The 19,797-nt window shown below is 60.8% G+C and carries 20 protein-coding genes; 8 read left to right on the forward strand and 12 right to left on the reverse strand.

Features of this window, described 5'->3' with window-relative positions; genetic code table 11:
- Positions 1-6: 6 nt before the first annotated feature.
- From benB to ACEN8Q_RS11035, 6 genes are all read right to left on the reverse strand, one after another.
- Positions 7-495, reverse strand: a complete 489-nt coding sequence (benB, locus tag ACEN8Q_RS11010; RefSeq protein WP_413428883.1) for a benzoate 1,2-dioxygenase small subunit — start codon at positions 493-495, stop codon at positions 7-9.
- A complete protein-coding gene (gene benA / locus ACEN8Q_RS11015; RefSeq protein ID WP_413428884.1) occupies positions 492-1,856 on the reverse strand; it encodes a benzoate 1,2-dioxygenase large subunit in 1,365 nt (454 codons plus the stop codon). Before benA ends, benB begins: the two co-directional genes overlap by 4 nt.
- A gap of 288 nt (positions 1,857-2,144) precedes the next feature.
- A complete protein-coding gene (locus ACEN8Q_RS11020; protein WP_413428284.1) occupies positions 2,145-3,104 on the reverse strand; it encodes an AraC family transcriptional regulator in 960 nt (319 codons plus the stop codon).
- A 171-nt stretch (positions 3,105-3,275) separates the two neighbouring features.
- Positions 3,276-4,205 carry a catechol 1,2-dioxygenase gene (catA, locus tag ACEN8Q_RS11025; RefSeq protein ID WP_413428285.1) on the reverse strand — a complete coding sequence of 310 codons (930 nt, stop codon included), beginning with the start codon at positions 4,203-4,205 and terminating at the stop codon, positions 3,276-3,278.
- A gap of 55 nt (positions 4,206-4,260) precedes the next feature.
- A complete protein-coding gene (gene catC / locus ACEN8Q_RS11030) occupies positions 4,261-4,551 on the reverse strand; it encodes a muconolactone Delta-isomerase (protein ID WP_007978984.1) in 291 nt (96 codons plus the stop codon).
- A gap of 10 nt (positions 4,552-4,561) precedes the next feature.
- Positions 4,562-5,701, reverse strand: a complete 1,140-nt coding sequence (locus tag ACEN8Q_RS11035; protein ID WP_413705166.1) for a muconate cycloisomerase family protein — start codon at positions 5,699-5,701, stop codon at positions 4,562-4,564.
- A gap of 124 nt (positions 5,702-5,825) precedes the next feature.
- Between ACEN8Q_RS11035 and ACEN8Q_RS11040 the strand changes: the two genes are divergently transcribed.
- Positions 5,826-6,713, forward strand: coding sequence for a LysR family transcriptional regulator (locus ACEN8Q_RS11040; RefSeq protein WP_413705167.1), 888 nt, complete (start codon positions 5,826-5,828; stop codon positions 6,711-6,713).
- An 85-nt stretch (positions 6,714-6,798) separates the two neighbouring features.
- On the opposite strand, the gene ACEN8Q_RS11045 is transcribed toward ACEN8Q_RS11040, so the two are convergent.
- Positions 6,799-7,698, reverse strand: coding sequence for a polysaccharide deacetylase family protein (locus tag ACEN8Q_RS11045; protein WP_413428289.1), 900 nt, complete (start codon positions 7,696-7,698; stop codon positions 6,799-6,801).
- 197 nt (positions 7,699-7,895) lie between these two features.
- Here ACEN8Q_RS11045 and ACEN8Q_RS11050 point away from each other — a divergent pair, with 197 nt between their 5' ends.
- Positions 7,896-8,576: an SOS response-associated peptidase family protein gene (locus tag ACEN8Q_RS11050; protein WP_413428290.1), complete on the forward strand. Its 681-nt coding sequence runs from the start codon at positions 7,896-7,898 to the stop codon at positions 8,574-8,576.
- Positions 8,577-8,804: 228 nt separating this feature from the next.
- On the opposite strand, the gene ACEN8Q_RS11055 is transcribed toward ACEN8Q_RS11050, so the two are convergent.
- From ACEN8Q_RS11055 to ACEN8Q_RS11065, 3 genes are all read right to left on the reverse strand, one after another.
- Complete coding sequence (locus ACEN8Q_RS11055) at positions 8,805-8,951, reverse strand: hypothetical protein (protein ID WP_413428291.1); 147 nt, start codon at positions 8,949-8,951, stop codon at positions 8,805-8,807.
- Positions 8,952-9,017: 66 nt separating this feature from the next.
- Complete coding sequence (locus tag ACEN8Q_RS11060; protein WP_178076748.1) at positions 9,018-9,329, reverse strand: AzlD domain-containing protein; 312 nt, start codon at positions 9,327-9,329, stop codon at positions 9,018-9,020.
- Complete coding sequence (locus ACEN8Q_RS11065) at positions 9,329-10,027, reverse strand: AzlC family ABC transporter permease (protein ID WP_008021878.1); 699 nt, start codon at positions 10,025-10,027, stop codon at positions 9,329-9,331. Before ACEN8Q_RS11065 ends, ACEN8Q_RS11060 begins: the two co-directional genes overlap by 1 nt.
- A 168-nt stretch (positions 10,028-10,195) precedes the next feature.
- Between ACEN8Q_RS11065 and ACEN8Q_RS11070 the strand changes: the two genes are divergently transcribed.
- The 4 genes from ACEN8Q_RS11070 (at position 10,196) to ACEN8Q_RS11085 (ending at position 13,663) form a co-directional block, all read left to right on the forward strand.
- Positions 10,196-11,131, forward strand: coding sequence for a GGDEF domain-containing protein (locus tag ACEN8Q_RS11070; RefSeq protein WP_413705168.1), 936 nt, complete (start codon positions 10,196-10,198; stop codon positions 11,129-11,131).
- Positions 11,132-11,416: 285 nt separating this feature from the next.
- Positions 11,417-12,292, forward strand: a complete 876-nt coding sequence (dapA, locus tag ACEN8Q_RS11075) for a 4-hydroxy-tetrahydrodipicolinate synthase (RefSeq protein WP_413705169.1) — start codon at positions 11,417-11,419, stop codon at positions 12,290-12,292.
- A gap of 60 nt (positions 12,293-12,352) precedes the next feature.
- On the forward strand, positions 12,353-12,715 hold the full coding sequence (locus tag ACEN8Q_RS11080) for a DUF2784 domain-containing protein (protein WP_413705170.1): 363 nt from the start codon (positions 12,353-12,355) through the stop codon (positions 12,713-12,715).
- A gap of 30 nt (positions 12,716-12,745) precedes the next feature.
- Positions 12,746-13,663, forward strand: coding sequence for a LysR family transcriptional regulator (locus ACEN8Q_RS11085; protein ID WP_413705171.1), 918 nt, complete (start codon positions 12,746-12,748; stop codon positions 13,661-13,663).
- A 10-nt stretch (positions 13,664-13,673) separates the two neighbouring features.
- Here the strand turns inward: ACEN8Q_RS11085 and ACEN8Q_RS11090 are convergent, their stop codons facing one another.
- The gene (locus tag ACEN8Q_RS11090; RefSeq protein ID WP_413705172.1) at positions 13,674-15,218 is read right to left on the reverse strand and encodes a diguanylate cyclase; all 1,545 of its coding nucleotides are present in this window, start codon (positions 15,216-15,218) and stop codon (positions 13,674-13,676) included.
- 84 nt (positions 15,219-15,302) lie between these two features.
- Positions 15,303-15,830 (reverse strand): DUF3087 domain-containing protein, encoded by a 528-nt coding sequence (locus ACEN8Q_RS11095; protein ID WP_413428297.1) that lies wholly within the window; start codon positions 15,828-15,830, stop codon positions 15,303-15,305.
- Between the two features lie 234 nt (positions 15,831-16,064).
- Between ACEN8Q_RS11095 and ppnN the strand changes: the two genes are divergently transcribed.
- Entirely contained in the window at positions 16,065-17,438 is a 1,374-nt protein-coding gene (gene ppnN, locus ACEN8Q_RS11100; protein WP_413428298.1) for a nucleotide 5'-monophosphate nucleosidase PpnN, read from the forward strand.
- A gap of 89 nt (positions 17,439-17,527) precedes the next feature.
- Positions 17,528-17,968, forward strand: coding sequence for an NUDIX hydrolase (locus tag ACEN8Q_RS11105; RefSeq protein ID WP_413705173.1), 441 nt, complete (start codon positions 17,528-17,530; stop codon positions 17,966-17,968).
- Positions 17,969-19,797 lie beyond the last annotated feature (1,829 nt).

The following is a 19,797-nucleotide window of genomic DNA, read 5'->3' on the forward strand; positions in this document are numbered from 1 at the left end:
GCCGCCTCACAAGTGGTAAACATCGATGACCTGGCGAACGTAGTCGTTCTTCAGGATCACTTTCTTGGCCAGGATCAGCGGGTTTTCACCGCGCACGTCGAGGGTGTAGAAACTGCTGCCGAAATAGCTGTCGACGGTCTTGTAGCGAAAGCTCAGGGTGTGCCAGTTGAAGCGCACCTTGCACAATCCGTCGGCCTGTTCGAGCAGCTCGATGTTGCTGATGTTGTGAGACGTGCGGGTGTCCGGCACGCTGGCGCTGGAGCGCTCGGTCTTGATGCGGAAGATACGGTCTTCCAGGCCGGTGCGGTTGCCGTACCAGATCAGCGAGATTTCCCGCTGCGGGTCTTCGGTCAACTCGTCGTTGTCATCCCAGGACGGCATCCAGAACGTTGCGTCCGGGGCGTAAAGCTCCAGCCACTCGTCCCACTGCCGGTCATCGAGGTAACGGGCTTCGCGGTAGAGAAAGTCGCGCACGGTATCAAAGGAAATGCTCATTGCACGTCCTCCACGGCGATCAACTTCGACTGCTCGGCGGCCAGGGCCTTGAGCATGGTCTGCTGCCAGTACTTGTGTTGCAGCACGAACAGGCCCTCGTCTTCGGTGCGCACACCACTGAGCAGCGGATGCAGGTCGATTTCCCTGGCTGCCTCGTCGGCGCCTTCGATCCAGTGCTCAGCGCCACGGGACATGTCGTTCCAGGTGGTGACGCTGCCCTGGTAGCTGGTCTGGCAGGAGCGGAACTCTTCCAGATCGTCCGGCGTGGCCATGCCGCTGACGTTGAAGAAGTCTTCGTACTGGCGAATCCGGCTGGACCGCGCGTGGTCGCTTTCGCCTTTGGGCGCGATGCAGTAGATGGTGATTTCCGTGCGGTTGACCGAGATCGGCCGGGCGATGCGGATCTGCGAGCTGAACTGGTCCATCAGGTACACGTTGGGGTACAGGCACAGGTTGCGTGAGTTCTCGATCATCCAGTCGGCGCGGGCCTTGCCGAAGTCCTGGGCCAGTTCGTCGCGACGTTCGTACAGCGGGCGGTCCTCGGGGTTGGCCCACCGGGTCCAGAGCAACATGTGGCCCTTGTCGAAGGAATAGAAACCGCCGCCCTGCTTGGCCCAGCTGCCGGCGCTCATGGTCGGGTTTTCGTCACCGGCTTCGCGCTGTTTGCGCTGGTTCTGGGTGGCGGCGTAGTTCCAGTGCACGGAGCTGACGTGGTAGCCGTCGGCGCCGTTTTCGGCGGTGAGCTTCCAGTTGCCTTCGTAGATGTAGCTGGAAGAACCGCGCAGCACTTCCAGGCCATCGGCGGACTGGTCGACGATCATGTCGATGATCTTCGCCGACTCGCCAAGGTGCTCGACCAGCGGCAGTACATCGGCGTTGAGACTGCCGAACAGGAAGCCACGATACGACTCGAAACGCGCCACGCGGGTCAGGTCGTGGGAGCCTTCGCAGTTGAAGCTCGACGGGTAGCCGGCGTTCGCCGGGTCCTTGACCTTGAGCAGCTTGCCGGAGTTGTTGAACGTCCAGCCGTGGAACGGGCAGGTGTAGGAGCTTTTGTTGCCGGACTTGTGCCGGCACAGGGTCGCGCCGCGATGGCTGCAGGCATTGATGAACGCGTTCAGTACACCGTCCTTGTTGCGTGCGATAAAGATCGACTGACGCCCCATGGTGGTGGTGTAGAAATCGTTGATGTTGGGGATCTGGCTTTCGTGGGCCAGATACAGCCAGTTGCCTTCGAAGATGTGCTGCATCTCCAGATCGAACAACCGGGGGTCGGTGAACATCTCGCGCTTGCAGCGATAGAGGCCCTGCTCGGGATCGTCTTCAAGCAGGGAATGCAAATATTCGGGTCGCAGGGACATGGCCGCCGCCTCCATTGTTATTGTTCAGGCAGGGCCATGCTAGGACGGGGGATCAGGCTGGAATATCCGCTGGGTGCAGACCTTTATCCGTTTTGTGCAGGGGGATTTTTTGTAGAGACCAGGTTTGCCGCCATGCACATCCATCAAGACTCGGAACCTGTGGGAGCGGGCTTGCTCGCGAAGAGGGAGTGTCAGCCGGCATTGACCTTGCCTGACACACCGCCTTCGCGAGCAAGCCCGCTCCCACAGGTTTTCGAGGCGGCTGCGCAAGTCGTATGAGGGCCCCACTCAATGCCGGCGCTTGAGGGTATCCGACGGCAATTCGCCGAACTGCTTGCGGTAGCTGTCGGAGAATCGCCCCAGGTGCAGGAAGCCGTAGTCCATTGCGATTTCAGTGACGTTGCGCACGTTGCAGGTCGGGTCGCTGAGGCAGGCGTTGACGCGTTCCAGGCGTTTCTGGCGGATGTAGTTTTTCGGTGTGGTGCTCGCGTTGCGTTCGAACAGGCCATACAACGAGCGCAGGCTCATGCTGGCCTGGCGCGCCAGCTCTTCGCTGTCGATGTCCTGCTTGAGATTCCTGGCAATGTAATCGGCAATCGCTTCGAACGTGGCGGCCTGCGAGCCGATTTCGAGGCGGCTGACGTTGGTTTTCATCAGGCTCAGCATCTTGCTGACGATGATCTGCGCGTAATGTTCCTGCACCCGGGGAATCTGCTCGGTGGCCTCGGCCTCCTGGCAAATCATCGCCAGCAGGCCGACAAAACCTTCCAGTTCATTGAGCTGATAACGGTTCTCCAGGAACCGTACGCCCTGCCCCGGATATCGCCAGCGCTGCTCGTTGCAGACAGATTCGAGCAATGAAGTGGGGACTTTGAGGATGAATTTTTCGCAGTCGTCCGAGTACGTCAGGTCGACCGGATCGTCGGGGTTGATCAGCAGCAACTCGCCGGGGGCGAAGTAATGCTCCTGCCCGTGACCGCGCCACAGGCAATTGCCCTGCAACAACACTTGCAAGTGATAGATGCTTTCCAGCGCGCCCGAGGTGACGCGAACGCTGCCGCCGTAGCTGATGCGGCACAGGTCGAGGCTGGCGAACTTTCGATGATTGAGGCTGGCCAGCGGGCGCCCGGCCCGGGGCATCAGGATGCAATGATTACCGACATGCTGATTGACGTAGCCCGACACCGCGTAGGGGTCGGCGTGGTCGAATACGGCGCTGCGCTGACTCAACAGTTGCGCTTGCATCATCGGGTCACTCTCGTTTTTGTTATCGGTTGCGTCGATCCATTCTAGAACCGAACCCTCTGTAGGAGCGAGCTTGCTCGCGATGGACTTGAGAACGCCGCGGGGAATCAGGCACCCAGCGTCATCGTTAACGTCCATCGCGAGCAGGCTCGCTCCTACAGGGGATCGGGACAATCAGTCCTCGAGTGCGCGGACCCGTTCGTGGCGCTGTTGTTCCTCGGGCTGGGCGGACGACTGCAGGGTGAAGTCGAAGTCGATTTCGGCAAAGCGACCGCTCACGCCATGGGCCGCCGCGCGCTGCTGATCGTCGCTGAAGGTGATTTTGGCGATCAACTCGTCACGGGTGGCGTAGGCGAAATCGTCGTGCAGGTACTGATCACCGTCGAGGTTGATCTGGGTCGTCAGGTGGCGGTGATCCGGCGCGGAAATGAAGAAGTGCACATGCGCCGGGCGCTGGCCATGACGGCCCAGTTGATCGAGCAGTTGCTGGGTCGGACCGTCCGGCGGGCAGCCGTAGCCCGACGGCACGATGCTGCGCAAACGATAGCGGCCTTCGGAGTCGGTCACGATACGGCGACGCAGGTTGAATTCCGATTGCGTGGTATCGAAGTACGAGTAGGTGCCACCGGTATTGGCGTGCCAGACGTCGACGACGGCGCCGGCCAGGGGCTCGCCAGCGGTGTTGAACACGCGGCCTTGCATGAACAGGGTCACACCCGGATCGACGCCATCGTCGAGGCGCGCTTCGCCGACCGACAGCGGCGCGCCCGCCACGTACAGCGGGCCTTCGATGGTTCGCGGCGTGCCGCCGGACTTGCCGGCCTGTTCGTCTTCGGCGTCCATCAGCAGGTCGAGGTAATGCTCCAGACCGAGACCGGCCACCACCAGCCCGGCCTCCTGGCGCGCACCCAGCACGTTGAGGTAGTTGACGGCTTTCCAGAATTCTTCCGGGGTCACCGCCAGGTCTTCGATGATGTTCACCGAGTCACGCAGGATGCGGTAGACCAGCGCCTTGGTCCGTGGGTTGCCGGCGTCATTGAGCAGGCCGCTGGCCTCTTCGAGAAATTTCTGGACTTCGGCAGTGTGGGAAATCTTGACGTTCATTTTGCAGGGTTCCTCATCTTGTAATTATTAGCGTAGCGAACTGAACAGGCTGGGCTCAGCGGTCATCGTCACGGATGGAAGAAGGATGCCGGCACATCGCGTCGATTTCGATGGCCATGTACGGGAACAGTGGCAATTGCATCAGCAGGTCATGCAGTTCCTGAACGCTGTCGACATCGAACACGCTGTAGTTGGCGTAGTGCCCGGCGATGCGCCACAGGTGGCGCCACTTGCCCTGCTCTTGCAGGCGCTGGGCCAGGGCTTTTTCGTCAGCCTTGAGCCTGGCGGCCGCTTCAGGATTCATGTCGACCGGCAGGTTCACGGTCATTTTTACGTGGAACAGCATAATGCTCTCCTCAGGCTTGATGAATGGTCTTGTCGCGGCGGAAGAACGCCAGGCGCTCTTCATCCAGGCTCAGGCCCAGGCCCGGCGTTTTCGGCACGTGCAGTTCAAAATCGCGATACACCAGCGGTTCGCTGAGAATGTCTTCGGTCAGCAGCAACGGGCCGAACAGCTCGGTGTCCCACGCCAGTTTGTTCAGGGTGACGAAGGCATGGGCCGAAGCCATGGTGCCCAGGCCGCCTTCAAGCATGGTGCCGCCGTACAGAGCGATGCCGGCCGCTTCAGCGATGGCGGCGGTACGCAACACGGCGCGTGGGCCACCGTTCTTGGCGATTTTCAGGGCGAACACCGAAGCCGCGCCTTCGCGGGCCAGGTTGAACGCATCTTCCACGCTTTCGATGGATTCATCGGCCATGATCGGCGCCGGGCTCATGGCGTTCAGGCGGGCCATGCCAGCGCGGTTGTTGCGCGAGATCGGCTGTTCGATCAGGTCGATTCCGTTGCTGCCGAGGACTCGGCAGGCACGTATCGCGACGGCTTCGTCCCACGCCTGGTTGACGTCGACCCGCACGCTGGCGCGATCACCCAGGGCTTTCTTGATGGCAATCACATGGGCCAGGTCGCGGTTGACCTCACCGGCACCGATCTTCAGTTTGAAGATGCGATGGCGGCGCAGGTCGAGCATTTTTTCCGCTTCGGCGATGTCTTTTTCGGTGTCACCGCTGGCCAGGGTCCAGGCCACGGGCAGCGAGTCGCGAACACGGCCGCCGAGCAATTCGCTGACCGGCAGGCCGAGGCGTTTGCCCTGGGCGTCGAGCAGCGCGGTTTCGATACCGGATTTGGCAAAGGTGTTGCCACGGATGCTGCGCTCCAGGCGCAACATGGCGGCGTTGACGTTGCCACTGTCCTGGCCGATCAACAGCGGTGCGAAGTGCGTATCGATATTGGTCTTGATGCTGTCCGGGCTTTCATTGCCGTAGGCCAGGCCACCGATGGTGGTGGATTCGCCAATGCCTTCGATGCCGTCAACGCAACGCACGCGAATGATCACCAGGGTCTGGTTCTGCATGGTGTGCATCGCCAGCTTGTGCGGGCGGATGGTCGGCAGATCGACGATGATCGTCTCGATCGACTCAATGGCGGTTGCTAGCATTTCGATACCCGTCAGGTTCTTGAAGTTCTGAGTCGGATTCTCATACGGCTTTTTCCGGGCGGCCAATATAGAATTGGTCTGGCTTGATACCTTAAAGGTATTCAATTGAAAATCCGGAGGCCCCATGGAACTGCGTCACCTGCGTTACTTTCAGGTGCTGGCTCAAACCCTCAACTTCACTCGCGCCGCCGAGCACCTGCACATTGCCCAACCGCCGTTGAGCCGGCAGATCCAGCAACTGGAGGACGAGTTGGGGGTGATGCTGCTGGAGCGCGGCCGACCGCTGAAGTTGACTGACGCCGGGCGGTTTTTCCACGAGCACTCCACTGCCCTGCTCGAACAACTGAGCAAGGTCTGCGACAACACGCGGCGTATCGGCTCGGGTGAGAAAACCTGGCTGGGTATCGGCTTTGCGCCATCGACACTGTATGGCGTGCTGCCGGAACTGATCCGGCGGTTACGCAGTGGCGAGCCGCTGGAGCTGGAGTTGGGTCTGTCGGAAATGACCACCCTGCAACAGGTGCAGGCATTGAAGGCCGGGCGCATCGACATCGGTTTCGGCCGAATCCGTATCGACGACCCGGCCATTATCCAGACCGTGCTCACCGAAGACCGCCTGGTCGCCGCCCTGCCCGCCGGGCACCCGTTGCTCGCAGGCCCCATCAGCCTGCGGGAACTGGCAAGGGAACCCTTTGTGCTGTACCCCGGCAATCCACGGCCGAGTTACGCCGACCATGTGATTGCCCTGTTTGAGTCCTATGGCGTGAGCATCCACGTCGCGCAATGGACCAACGAGTTGCAAACGGCGATCGGTCTGGTGGGGGCAGGAATCGGGGTCACGCTGGTGCCGGCCTCGGTGCAGTTGCTGCACCGCGACGACATCGGCTTCACCCCGCTGCTGGAAGACAACGCCACCTCGCCGATCATTCTCAGCCGACGGGTGGGCGATGTGTCGCCGGGGTTGAACCATTGTTTGCGGATGATTGATGAACTGCTGCCACCAGGGATTTAAGGCAATAAATACCTGTGGCGAGGGAGCTTGCTCCCGCTGGGCCGGGCTGGTGCTCCTGCGCGCAGCGGCCCTATCTGCACGTTTTCTAATGGGTGTTCCCGCCCCAGATCCAGTTCCAGAACCCCGGCAACTCGACAGGCTGTGAATCGTCGCGCACGGTTCGCGCCATGGCGGCCCGCAGCAACGCGGCCTGATCCTCGTAGAATGGCTTGTCCGCGGTTTTCACCCCGGTCTCCCGGGCGCTGTCGAGCAGTATCTGCAGGTACTCACGGGTATGCCGGGCGGTGTACCGGTTGAGGTCGTGGAAGGTCACCACCACCGGAATCACGCCATCGACCACTGGCAATTCGCCACGGGCAATGCGTTCGCGTACTTCGGACATCGAGCGCAGCATGTGCGACCGGCGGCGGGGGCTGGCGTTGAAGCCCCAGATCTTGCCGTCATTGGCGCTCAAGTCCGTCAGCAGTACATGCAGGCCATGCTGCTGATAGGCGGCGAAAGTGCGTTTGTCGTAGTTCCAGAATGGCGGGCGCAGCAGGATCGGGGGGGCGCCGGTGATCGCCGCGATGTCGGCGCTGCCATCGGTCAGGGCCTGTTCCAGCTCTTGCGGCTCCAGCGAGCGATGGTTGGTGTGCCAGGGCGTCGCCGTGTGGAACCCCAGAATGTGACCTTCGGCGTTTTCGCGCCGCATGATGTCCCGGCCCAACTCGCTGCCGCCGGCTCGCGGTGCGCGTGTTTGCACGAAGAACACGGCTTTGATGCCCGGTTGCAGCGGGTTTTGCGCCAGGCTCTCAAGCACTGTGACAGTCGGATTCCACCAGCTCGATGCGCTGGGGCCGTCATCGAAGGTCAGCAGAAACCGGACGGGGGGTTGCTCACGCAAACGCTGTTCGGTCTGTGGAGTCATTTCAATCGGTGCTGCGATACAGCCCAGCAGACTCACTGCCAAAGCGCACACCGTTAAACATTTGAACAACTGTTTCATCTTCTGCCTTGGGCCAGACCATCACGGTCGATACGTCAACTGGCAAGAATCCTTCGCCCGTTCATCCGTCGTCAGCCCGCATCGAGACGGCGAGCCGAGGTTGGATAAGGTACACAGAGTTTGGTTCCAGTGCTTGCCAGGCCCATTTCGTCGCCACCGACTAAACTGAAAAAAACGCTCAACCAGAGTGTCAGGCCATGTGCGGACGACTGTCGCAATACCGTGGAATCCACGACTTCGTGGCGGTGCTGAGCATCCCCGATGCGCTGGTCAACCGCGTCGGCAACGAACCCCTGGCGCACTATAACGCTGCGCCCACCACGCAACTCGCCCTGTTGCACCTTGAGAATGAGCGGCTGCACGCCGACGCCGTGTGCTGGGGTTGGCGACCGCACTGGGCGACGGATCGCGTGGCGCCGATCAATGCCCGGGTCGAGAAAGTCGCCCACGGCCCGTACTTCCGGGCGATCTGGCCCCATCGCGCGATCTGCCCGATCGATAACTGGTTCGAATGGGTCGACGACGGTGACGGTAACAAACAACCGTGGCTGATTCGGCGACGCAACCGGGCACCGGCTTTTTGCGCGGCCATCGGCCAGTACCCGATCGGCGGAGCCCCTCACCGGGAGCACGACGGTTTCGTCATCCTCACGGCCGACAGCGCGGGCGGGATGCTTGACGTGCATGACCGACGCCCGGTGGTGTTCTCGCCCGAGCTGGCGCGGGAATGGCTGGACCCGGCCACGCCCAAGGAACGAGCCGAGGAAATGGCGCTGTCCCAGGGCGAGGCCAGTAACGTATTTGAGTGGTACAAGGTCGACAAGGCGGTTGGCAATGTCAGGAACCAGGGCGCCGCGCTGATTAAAGAAGTTCCATGAACTTATCAATAACGACAGCTGCGCATGCAAACTGAAATTCAACAACATCACATGACAAAGCCCCGCTCACTAGCGGAATTGCTGTAGGAGCGAGCTTGCTCGCGATGGACGTTAACGATTACGCGTGTTTACTGGCTAAACGCGGTGCTCTTGAGTCCATCGCGAGCAAGCTCGCTCCTACAGCAGCATTACGCACAATGGCGGGGCTTTGTTGTATTCGCGTGCAGCTCAAAATTTGCGGTCAGGCTCTGACAGTTCCTTGCCGTCGTCAGGATGCTTCCAGTCCGGTACCGAGCGCTTCTGTTGCTCAATCTCTTCTTCCGTGGGTTCGTCCTCTTCTTCTTCCAGATCCGGACGCTTGGGGTCATTGGCCATGTTCACCTCTCTTCCTGAAGGGATCGGTCATCCACTTTAAGCGTAGAACAGTTTCCGTCGACCGGCTCACAGCCACCAGCGCAGCAAAAAGAAGAAGCCCATGCTCAACAGCATGCTGAGCAAGGTGTTGCGGGTGTAGAGCACCAGGCCGACGGCGACCAGTGAACTGATCAGATAAGGGTTGTCCCATTGCAGGTTCAACTGTTTTTCCGGCATGAACACAATCGGCCCGCAGATGGCGGTCAACATGCCCGGTACGGCAAACCCGAGGAATTGCCGGGCATTGCTGCTCAGGCGCACCGGCAGTCGCGGCTCCAGAAAAACATAGCGATTGAGGAACACCAACACGCCCATGCCGACAATCACTGCCCAGACCATCATGTGCGTCCACCATGGAATTTATTGCAGACAAACCCGGCGGTCATGCCCGCCAGCCCCGACAACACCAGCGCCGAGCCCCATTGCCAGTAGCTGAACAGCACCGAGCAGAACAGCGACACTGCCACGCACACCACGGTCGGCACGTTACGGACCACCGGGGTGATCAGGGCAATGAAGGTGGCCGCGATGGAGAAATCCAGGCCCAGGTGTTCGAGGCCCGGGATGCTGCTGCCAAGCACAATGCCCGCCAAGGTGAACAGGTTCCAGGCGATGTAGAACGTCAACCCCACGCCCAAGGCGTACCAACGGTTGAATTGCTGCTTGTCGTGCTGGCTGGTCAGGGCGAACAACTCATCGGTGAGCAAAAAACCCAGGCCTGCACGCCAGTGCCCCGGCAACGGAGAAATCACCGAACGCATGCTCATTCCGTAAAGCAGATGCTGGGAGGTCAGCAGCAACGTGGTGAGCAGAATCGAAAAGATCCCGGCTCCGCCCTTGAGCATGCCGATGGCCACCAGTTGCGCGGCTCCGGCAAACACAATGCTCGACAGCCCCTGGCCTTGCAGGGGCGTGAGGTTGGCCTCGATGGCCATGGAGCCGGCCAGCAAGCCCCAGGGCGCGGTGGCCAGGGACAGCGGCATGATCGCCGCAGCGCCACGCAGAAAGGCACTGCGCGGCATCATTGAGTTGGACATGACGTTCTACAGACAGGGAAAGACCCCAGACTTTGCCAGCTATGGCGGCCAATGGCTTGAACAATCTTGCTCACTGACAGGACTGCGTGCCATTCATCGGCTGCCCGCTTGATTCGCCAAAGTGACAACAACATGATGGCGCTGCATTTTCATCGAGGCAGTCCCTTCATGAGTTCAGTCGAAACCGACAGCGACGTTTATAAAACCCTGCTTGAGTCAACCCGGGCGATTCCCTGGCGCATCGACTGGAAAACCATGACTTTCAGCTATATCGGGCCGCAGATCGAGGAGCTGCTGGGCTGGAAGCAGGACAGCTGGACCACGGTCAACGACTGGGTCGAACGCATGCACCCTGATGATCGCAACTACGTGATGGACTTCTGCGTCTCGCAATCGCGCGCCGGTCTCGATCACGAGGCTGACTATCGGGCGCTGACCGACAGCGGCGAGTACGTGTGGATTCGCGATGTGGTGCACGTGGTGCGCAAGGACGGCGAAGTCGAAGCGCTGGTGGGTTTCATGTTCGATATCAGCGAGCGCAAGAAAACCGAAGAACACCTGAGCCGCCTGCAAAAGCAGCTCGAAGAGTATTCCTTCCAGGACGGCCTGACCGGCATCGCCAACCGGCGCATGTTCGACACTGTGCTGGAACGCGAGTGGAGCAATGCCCAGCGCACGGGCTCGCCGTTGTCGGTGATCGTGCTGGATATCGATTACTTCAAGCAGTACAACGACCATTACGGCCACATCAAGGGCGACGAATGCCTGCGCCGCGTCGCGCAAACCCTGTCCCTGGCGGCGAACCGGCCACGGGACTTCATCGCCCGGATCGGCGGCGAAGAGTTCGTCTGGTTACTCCCGGAAAGCGATGCCGAATCCGCCAGGCTGGTGGCGCACAAATGCCTGCACCTGATTCGCCAGCAGCAGATCCCCCATGAATTCTCGAACGTGTCGAACCTGCTGAGCGTCAGCCTGGGCGTCGGCACCACCGCCGTTTCGATCCATGCCACGGCGCTGGAGTTCGTCGACCAGGTCGATCAATTGCTCTACAAGGCCAAGCACGAGGGTCGGATGCGCGCCGAGTTCGCTGATTTTCGTGATTGACAAACAGCGCGCCGGCTTTTAAAACTGGGCGCCTCACTCAGGGTGTAAGCAAGCATGTCCGCAACCTTCAACTTCAACTTTTCTGTCTTTGGCTTGATTGCCAAGGCGCAAGGTTGCGTTGCGCACGCCCTCAAATCGAAGAAACAGTCGCTCATGTGACCGGGGCGCGCTGTCCCGTCAGATGAGCTGACAGGACATTGAGCGCGACGGACCACCCTCCCCTTGCTTACTCTCCTTCTACGCTCCTGACGGTGACGAAATCGGTCAACCATCAGGAGAAAGTGCATGTCTGCGTTTCAAGGTATCTGGGTTCCACTGGTCACACCATTCCACAACGGCGCCATCGATTTCGTCGGCTTGCGCCGGCTGGTCAGCCATCTGCTGGAAAAAGGCGTCGACGGCCTCATCGTTTGCGGCACCACCGGCGAACCGGCCGCCATGGACAAACATGAGCAACTGGCGGTGCTCGATGCGGTGCTCGAACTTGTGCCGGCACAGCAGGTGGTCATGGGTCTGGCGGGTAACAACCTGACCGAGTTGTTGCAGTTCCAGAGCGAGATTCTCAAGCGCCCGGTGGCTGGCCTGCTGGTACCGGCGCCGTATTACATCCGCCCTTCCCAGGCTGGCCTGGAAGCGTTTTTCCGCACGGTCGCCGATGCCTCCAGCGTTCCGCTGATCCTCTACGACATCCCCTACCGTACCGGCGTGGCCTTCGAACAGGCGACCCTGCTGAACATCGTCGCCCACGAGCGCATCGTCGCCATCAAGGATTGCGGCGGTAATTTTTCCAACACCCTGGCCTTGCTCGATAGCGGCCAAGTCGACGTGCTGTGCGGTGAGGACAACCAGATCTTCAATGCCCTGTGCCTGGGCGCCAAAGGCGCGATTGCCGCGTCGGCGCATGTTCATCCCGAACTGTTCGTGCAGTTGCACCGGCAGATCCGCGACAACCGGTTGGCGGACGGCCGCGCCACGTTTTTCCGTTTGCTGCCGTTGATCAACAGCCTGTTCCTGGAGCCCAACCCGGCCCCGGTGAAAACCGCGCTGGCCCTGCAAGGCTTGATCGGTGACGAACTGCGTGCGCCGATGCAACGCAGCAGTGAATCGATGACCGAACGTATGAAAGGCGTGCTCAGCGCATTGGGTCGCGACAATCGCTAGAGCGCCCGACACCGGTCCGAGTACCATGGAGCGATTCGTTCAGCCTTCAGGGGCACCGATATGCTGTACCGAATCGCAGCCGATGGGCTGATGCTGTTTCACCTGTTGTTCATTGTGTTTATGTTGTTCGGCGGGTTGCTGGTGCTCAAATGGCGCCACCTGATCTGGTGGCATCCGCCTGCAGCGCTGTGGGGCATGGCGGTGGAATTCTTCCACTTGCCCTGCCCGCTGACCGACTGGGAAAACCGTCTGCGCCACGGGGCCGGGCAATCCGGCTATGGTGGTGGATTCATCGAGCATTACCTCTGGCCGGTCATCTATCCCGCCGGCCTGACACCCGGCATTCAGTTGGGCCTGGGCGCCGTGGTGCTGGCGATCAACGTGCTGGTCTATCTTCGATTGATCCGGCAATGGGCCGCCTGAAACTTCAACCACCCGCCAAGGACTGAACACATGCTGTCGACCGAAGACCTGGCACTGCTCGAGGCCATCCGCAAAACCGGCAGTCTGTCGCGGGCGGCGGCCCACCTGGGCAAGGCGCCGTCGACCGTGTCCTATGCGGCTCGGCAGCTGGAGGAGCGTTTCGATGCATTGCTGTTCGACCGCCGCCGCTACCGTTTGCAACTGACCCCGGCGGGTGAGTTGCTGGTCAACGAAGCGGCGCGGCTGATGCAGGACGTCTCGCGCCTGACCCAGCGGGTCCGGCAAGTCGCCAACGGCTGGGAGAGTCGCTTGTGGATCGTGACCGACGAACTGCTGGAGTTCGAAACCCTGATCCCGGTGATCGACCAATTCGATGCGCTGCAATCGGGCGTACCGCTGCGCATCACCCAGGAAGTGCTCAAAGGGGTCTGGGAAGCCCTGCGCGAAGGCCGCGCGGACCTGATCATCGGCGCCACCAACGAGCCTCCGGCGATCCCGTCCTTGCGCTGGATGCAACTGGGGGAAATGGAGTGGGTGTTTGCGGTGTCGCCCAAACACCCGCTGGCCAAGGCCAAAGGCCCGATTACCCGGGCCATGGTCGCGCAGCACCGGGCGATTGTGGTGGCCGATTCCTCCAGAGCCACCGAGGGCAGCACCTACGGCGTCACCGGGGGGCAACCGGTGCTGGCCGTGCCGACCATGCGCGCAAAGATCCTCGCCCAGTGCAATGCGCTGGGGGTAGGTTGGCTGCCGCGACACCGGGTTGGCTCGCTGCTGAAAAACGGCATGCTGGTTGAAAAGCCGATGGCCGACCCGCGCGAACCGAACATCCTGTACGCCGGTTGGCGTGGCGACCATGACGGTCGCGCCCTGGGCTGGTGGCTGGAGCAGCTTGAAAAGCCCAACCTGGCTACCCGGCTGGTTCAGGGAACGGACCGGTTTGCCTGACGCCTGACGTTCAGTTGGCGATCACGCTCATGTTGCGCCCGCTGGCCTTGGCCACGTACAGCGCCTTGTCTGCCGCACCGATCAGGTCTTCGGGGCGAACCTGGGAAGTGGCATTGCTGGCACACACACCGACACTGACCGTCACGCTGCCTTCCGGGCTGTCGCTGTGGGCAAATTCGGCCTGTAGCACCGCGCGACGGATTTTCTCCGCCATCAGAAATGCCCCCACGTAGTCGGTTCCGGGCAGCACCACGGCAAACTCTTCGCCACCATAACGGGCGGCCAGGTCAACGGGGTGATTGATGTTGTCCGTGATGATCGCACCGACCTTGCGCAAACACTCATCACCGGCCAGATGGCCGTAGCGGTCATTGAACGGTTTGAAATGATCGACATCAATCATCAGCAGCGCTAATCCGGTCTGGCTGCGCCGGGCACGCCCCATTTCGGCATCGATGAACGCATCGAGCTGACGCCGGTTGGCCAGCCCCGTCAGCGCATCCTTGAGGGCCAGGCCTTCGAGGTTGCGATTGACCTCCAGGAGCTTGTCCTGGGTGTCCAGCAACTCGACCTGTACCAGATTCTGCTGCTTCATCAACTTGATGAGCCGAAACCCCAGTACCCCGAGAACACTCAGCAACAACGTGACGATGCAGACGCTGAGCAGGGTTTCCCGGCGCCAACCGGCCAGCACTTCATCCTTGTTCAACGCGGTAAAAACGATTAACGGGTAACCCTCGACCCGGTGGTACCCCGTCACCCGCTCGACACCGTCGACGATCGAAGTGATCGTGGCCGTGCCCGAGTCGCCCTTGGGCAACAACCGGGTGAACAACGGGCTTTTGGCAAGGCTGGTACCGATATCCGTCTCCTTGAAGGGTCTGCGAATGACAATGCTGGCATTGTCGGCGATCAGGTTGATCACGCCGTTACTGCCCATGTCGATGCTGTCGTAGAGTTGCAGGAAATGGCTGAGGTAAATCGACGCCAGTGCCACGCCGGCAAAGCTGCCATCGGGATGATTGACCCGGCGCGAAACCGTCACGATCCATTCACCGCTCGAACGGCTCTTGATCGACGGTCCGATGTGGGGCCCGCGGCTGGGGTTGTCGCGATGGAAGATGAAATATTCGCGGTCGGAGTTATTGACGCCGGTTTGGCCGACGCCATTGGAATTGGCGATCCACTGCCCTTTTTCGTCGAAAACGAACAGGCCGTGGAGCTGGCTCAACTCACTGCGTTGGGCGTTGAGCAATTGCGGCAGCCGGGACTGATCCATACCGTCGTGCTCCAGACGGTCGACCAGAGTGAACAGCAGCGTGTCGGCCTGCTTGATTGTTGCCTGCGCTTGCGAAGCCAGGGTCTGCGCAAGGTTGGACATCACCACTTCCTTGTCATGCAGACGGTACTGGCGTGAGCTCCAGGCTTCCCAGATCACGATAACCACCATCGACAGGCACACAGCGAGCAGCAGGATCACCGCCGAGCGGACCTTGAGCCGGGGCACCGCTGGCCGGAGCATTTCAATATTATCGTTGATCGACGGATGTCCCATGGTGCTCCCTGATTGTCTGTGACAGGGCGAATCTTCCTGATCGCCTCTTTTGCTCACTATGCCTGGTCCAGGCTCGCGATGATGTTAGCGCGACGCTGGCTTTACCGCCTCCAGCCACGCCGGATCCAGGCGCGTCTGCCCGGTATCGATGCCCAGCGCCTGCATCCGCTCCTTGTGCCGGTCCATTTCGCGGATCAACTGGCTGTGGTCACTGGAGTTGCCGTCCAGTTGATGCATCTGGTCCAGCCCCAGATGGTAGAAACGCAACAGCTTCATGGCAACCGGATCACCCTTCTCCACGGCCGCCGTTACATGATGCATGACATTGGTGATGCTCATCAGGCTGCGCTTGAGCTGCCAAGCGTAGACCGCCGGCGCCATCCATTCCTGGTGCCAGAACACTTTGCGCATCAGCGCCGCCATCGCCAGCACCGCGACAAACACGCCACCGACGTTGAAGCGCAGATTGTCACCCCCTGGCACTCCGAACAGAGCCACCGCCACCGTGGACAGGCCCATCGCCAGCGCCAGAAAGATCAGGGCAATGATGATCGTGCTGCGCCGCGTCTGTTGCCGGTAGGTATCGGCGTTCATCGGCTGGATTTCGAACATTGCGTCGGGTTTCCTGAGCTTCAATGGTAAAAAGGGGTCTGAAGTAAAAAGACTGCGGGCCATTATCGCCTCTGCGAGGGATTTAGCTATGCTGGGGCTCCTTTTCATCTTTTCATCGTCAAGCGGGGGACATGGCGAGACCGTGCAGTTCGTGCCATCTTCTTTCATGAATACACATTATTCGGATGCCATTCGTGGTTGCTGTGTGAATGACATCGTTTTAAGGATCAATGAATGACCCAACGCCAAGTTATCAACGCCTCCGTCAGCCCCAAAGGCAGCCTGGAAACGCTCTCGCAACGGGAAGTCCAGCAGTTGAGCGAAGCCGGTTCCGGCAGCACCTACACCCTCTTCCGCCAGTGCGCCCTGGCCATCCTCAATACCGGCGCCCATGTCGACAACGCCAAGACCATTCTTGAAGCCTATAAAGATTTTGAAATCCGCATTCACCAACAGGACCGCGGCGTACGCCTCGAACTGCTGAACGCCCCGGCCGACGCCTTCGTTGACGGCGAAATGATCGCCAGCACCCGGGAAATGCTGTTCAGCGCCCTGCGTGACATCGTCTACACCGAAAACGAACTCGACAGCCAACGCATCGACCTGAGCAATTCCCAGGGCATCAGCGATTACGTCTTCCACCTGCTGCGCAACGCCCGCACCCTGCGCCCCGGCGTCGAGCCGAAGATCGTGGTGTGCTGGGGCGGGCACTCGATCAACACCGAAGAATACAAATACACCAAGAAAGTCGGCCACGAACTGGGCCTGCGCAGCCTGGACATCTGCACCGGTTGCGGCCCCGGCGTGATGAAAGGCCCAATGAAAGGCGCGACCATCGCCCACGCCAAGCAACGCATCCACGGCGGCCGCTACCTGGGCCTGACCGAACCCGGAATCATCGCCGCCGAAGCGCCGAACCCGATCGTCAACGAACTGGTGATCCTGCCGGATATCGAAAAACGCCTGGAAGCCTTTGTCCGCGTCGGCCACGGCATCATCATCTTCCCGGGCGGCGCCGGGACGGCCGAAGAGTTCCTGTACCTGCTCGGCATCCTGATGCACCCGGGCAACGAAGGCCTGCCCTTCCCGGTCATCCTCACCGGGCCGAAACATGCCGCGCCGTACCTGGAACAACTGGACGCGTTCGTCGGCGCCACCCTGGGTGACGCCGCCAAGCAGCACTACCAGATCATCATCGATAACCCGGCCGAAGTGGCGCGGCAAATGACCCAGGGCCTCAAAGCGGTCAAGCAATTCCGTCGCGAGCGCAACGATGCGTTCCACTTCAACTGGCTGCTGAAAATCGACGAGGGCTTCCAGCGCCCGTTCGACCCGACCCACGAAAACATGGCCAACCTGAAACTCAGCCTCGACCAGCCATCCCATGAACTGGCGGCCAACCTGCGCCGCGCGTTCTCCGGCATCGTCGCCGGCAACGTCAAGGACAAGGGCATCCGTCTGATCGAAGAACACGGGCCGTACCAGATCCGTGGCGACGCGGCGATCATGCAGCCGCTGGACCTGCTGCTCAAGGCCTTCGTCGCCCAGCACCGCATGAAACTGCCGGGCGGCGCGGCGTATGTGCCGTGTTATCGGGTGGTGGCGTAACAAAATCGGTGTAGCAACGCCAACATGAGCTTTACCGTCGCGGACCGCAGTGAAAGCTGCGGTTCGCGGCACTCTATGGAAAGAAAAAAATGCGCCAACGCAAGTCCGCCAGACTGCTGGTGATCAATCCCTCGCAACAGGTTCTGCTGTTTCACTTCCAGCACACAAACGATGCCCTCGCCGGCAAAAGCCACTGGGCGACACCCGGTGGTGGGCTCGAGCAGGGTGAATCCTTTGAGGCTGCGGCGGTCCGTGAACTGTTTGAAGAAACGGGCCTCCACGTCGACACCATAGGTTCGAGCATTGCCGATCGCAGTTTTCCAATGATGCTGCCAAGCGGTGAAACGGTGTTGTCCGTTGAGCGCTATTTCGTGGTTCATACCGATAGTGAACGCCTGTCCCGTGAGGGGTGGACGGCTCACGAGGTTCGGGTGATGGCGGACCATAAATGGTGGTCGGTGGCAGAGCTACGGGAGACCCGCGAAACGGTGTGGCCGGAGCAGTTGATCGAGATGCTGGAAAACGTCTGAAGATCGTACAGACATCCCCAACCTCAGTGGTGAGGGAGCTTGAAGATTTTCGTTAGATGCCAAGCCGCCTTCGCGAGTAGCCTGCTCGCGATGGCGGAGTGTTGGGCGACGTTTTGTTGTGTACATATCCGTTTCTGCGGTCACGGCTACTTAGGGTTCCGCCCTTACGGCGGGTTACTTGGAAAAGCCCCAAGTAACCAAGGGCTCTTGCCCCTGACGTTCGGTGCCTCGCCAAGGCTCGGCATTCCCTCGCTCCGGTCCTGCTCCGTGGGCCCGCCGCGATCGGCCATCCCTGGCCGTACGCGGCTAACCCGGCATCCATGCCGGGTTGCCCACTGCGCAGAACCGGAACGAAGCCTCTCGAGGGGGCAAGCAGATCAAAAGCCAAAGCAAAAGCAAAAGCGAGGCGGCCTACTGGCCGGCCTGATCGCAATTGAACGCGTTTCCCTGTAGGAGCGAGCTTGCTCGCGAAAAACGCCAGGACACCGCGGGCATTCAGACAGCCCGCGTTATCGTTGACGTCCATCGCGAGCAAGCTCGCTCCTACAGAAGAGCAGAGCAAAGGCAGATCGGCGTCCCCCCACGCTCCTCACCACTCAACAGGCCGAGCGTTAGCTCGCCTGCAGCTCTTGATCCACCCGCCCCCTCGGCAGGCTGAGTGGAGGTGTTCATCCGGGGAATGGCGCGCAGCGCCGTGCGGCGAAGCCGCACACATTGCAGGGAGGTGCAGCGAAGCAAACCGTAGAGCAATGCCCCCGGATGAATGCCGGAGCGAAGGAACCCCGAGCCCTGGCGAGGGGCCGGACGTTCGGGGCGAGCGTTTTTTTGCTTACTTTTTTTAGGCGCTTGTAAAAAAAGTGAGTCGCCGTAAGGGCGAAACCGCCAGCCGTCGCTACCCAAATAATGGATATGTACTCAGTCAGCCCGCCTTCGCGAGCAGGCTAGCTCCCACAGGGGATCGCATTCACCCACAAAAGCCTGGTCGGCCCGAAAGCCGCCAAGATCAAAGATCAAAGATCAAAGTCACTGTAAACGCTCCGGCTTTACGACTGCTGCGCAGCCGAACGGGAGCAAGCTCCCTCGCCACATGACGGGTGTGAGCCTGAAAATTTTCGTTGATGCTAGGCCGCTATCGCGAGCAGGCTCGCTCCCACAATCGGGTTCCCGGTTTTTACTCGATACTTGTGGCCACTGAAGATCCCTGTGGGAGCGAGCCTGCTCGCGATGCCGGGGTGTTGGGTGACGTGTCTTTTACCGGTGTACATATCCGTTTATGCGGCAACGGCGGCTTAGGGTTCCGCCCTGACGGCGGGTTACTTGGAAAAGCCCCAAGTAACCAAGGGTTCTTGCCCCTGACGTTCGGTGCCTCGCCCAGGCTCGGCATTCCCTCGCTCCGGTCCTGCTCCGTGGGCCCGCCGCGATCGGCCATCCATGGCCGTACGCGGCTAACCCGGCATCCATGCCGGGTTGCCCACTGCGCAGAACCTGCGCTCGGCCTCTCGAGGGGCAAGCAGATCAAAAGCCAAAGCGAGGCGGCCTACTGGCCGGCCTGATCGCAATTGAACGCGTTTCCCTGTAGGAGCGAGCTTGCTCGCGAAAAACGCCAGGACAACGCGGGGATTCAGGCCGCCCGCGTTATCGTTGACGCCCATCGCGAGCACGCTCGCTCCTACAGAAGAGCAGAGCAAAAGCAGATCGGCGTACGCCCACGCTCTTCACCATTCAACAGGCCGAGCGTTAGCTCGCCTGCCGCTCTTGATCTTGATCCACCCGCCCCCTCGGCAGGCTGAGTGGAGGTGTTCATCCGGGGATGGGCGCGCAGCGCCGTT

It is taken from the genome of Pseudomonas sp. Pseusp16 (assembly GCF_047324915.1).
GTDB lineage: Bacteria > Pseudomonadota > Gammaproteobacteria > Pseudomonadales > Pseudomonadaceae > Aquipseudomonas > Aquipseudomonas fluorescens_CD.

Bases quoted from the DNA above. Each gene is read 5' to 3' on its own strand.
- benB (WP_413428883.1), bottom strand. From the start codon at position 495: ATGAGCATTTCCTTTGATACCGTGCGCGACTTTCTCTACCGCGAAGCC.
- benA (WP_413428884.1), bottom strand. From the start codon at position 1,856: ATGTCCCTGCGACCCGAATATTTGCATTCCCTGCTTGAAGACGATCCC.
- ACEN8Q_RS11020 (WP_413428284.1), bottom strand. From the start codon at position 3,104: ATGATGCAAGCGCAACTGTTGAGTCAGCGCAGCGCCGTATTCGACCAC.
- catA (WP_413428285.1), bottom strand. From the start codon at position 4,205: ATGAACGTCAAGATTTCCCACACTGCCGAAGTCCAGAAATTTCTCGAA.
- catC (WP_007978984.1), bottom strand. From the start codon at position 4,551: ATGCTGTTCCACGTAAAAATGACCGTGAACCTGCCGGTCGACATGAAT.
- ACEN8Q_RS11035 (WP_413705166.1), bottom strand. From the start codon at position 5,701: ATGCTAGCAACCGCCATTGAGTCGATCGAGACGATCATCGTCGATCTG.
- ACEN8Q_RS11040 (WP_413705167.1), top strand. From the start codon at position 5,826: ATGGAACTGCGTCACCTGCGTTACTTTCAGGTGCTGGCTCAAACCCTC.
- ACEN8Q_RS11045 (WP_413428289.1), bottom strand. From the start codon at position 7,698: ATGAAACAGTTGTTCAAATGTTTAACGGTGTGCGCTTTGGCAGTGAGT.
- ACEN8Q_RS11050 (WP_413428290.1), top strand. From the start codon at position 7,896: ATGTGCGGACGACTGTCGCAATACCGTGGAATCCACGACTTCGTGGCG.
- ACEN8Q_RS11055 (WP_413428291.1), bottom strand. From the start codon at position 8,951: ATGGCCAATGACCCCAAGCGTCCGGATCTGGAAGAAGAAGAGGACGAA.
- ACEN8Q_RS11060 (WP_178076748.1), bottom strand. From the start codon at position 9,329: ATGGTCTGGGCAGTGATTGTCGGCATGGGCGTGTTGGTGTTCCTCAAT.
- ACEN8Q_RS11065 (WP_008021878.1), bottom strand. From the start codon at position 10,027: ATGTCCAACTCAATGATGCCGCGCAGTGCCTTTCTGCGTGGCGCTGCG.
- ACEN8Q_RS11070 (WP_413705168.1), top strand. From the start codon at position 10,196: ATGAGTTCAGTCGAAACCGACAGCGACGTTTATAAAACCCTGCTTGAG.
- dapA (WP_413705169.1), top strand. From the start codon at position 11,417: ATGTCTGCGTTTCAAGGTATCTGGGTTCCACTGGTCACACCATTCCAC.
- ACEN8Q_RS11080 (WP_413705170.1), top strand. From the start codon at position 12,353: ATGCTGTACCGAATCGCAGCCGATGGGCTGATGCTGTTTCACCTGTTG.
- ACEN8Q_RS11085 (WP_413705171.1), top strand. From the start codon at position 12,746: ATGCTGTCGACCGAAGACCTGGCACTGCTCGAGGCCATCCGCAAAACC.
- ACEN8Q_RS11090 (WP_413705172.1), bottom strand. From the start codon at position 15,218: ATGGGACATCCGTCGATCAACGATAATATTGAAATGCTCCGGCCAGCG.
- ACEN8Q_RS11095 (WP_413428297.1), bottom strand. From the start codon at position 15,830: ATGTTCGAAATCCAGCCGATGAACGCCGATACCTACCGGCAACAGACG.
- ppnN (WP_413428298.1), top strand. From the start codon at position 16,065: ATGACCCAACGCCAAGTTATCAACGCCTCCGTCAGCCCCAAAGGCAGC.
- ACEN8Q_RS11105 (WP_413705173.1), top strand. From the start codon at position 17,528: ATGCGCCAACGCAAGTCCGCCAGACTGCTGGTGATCAATCCCTCGCAA.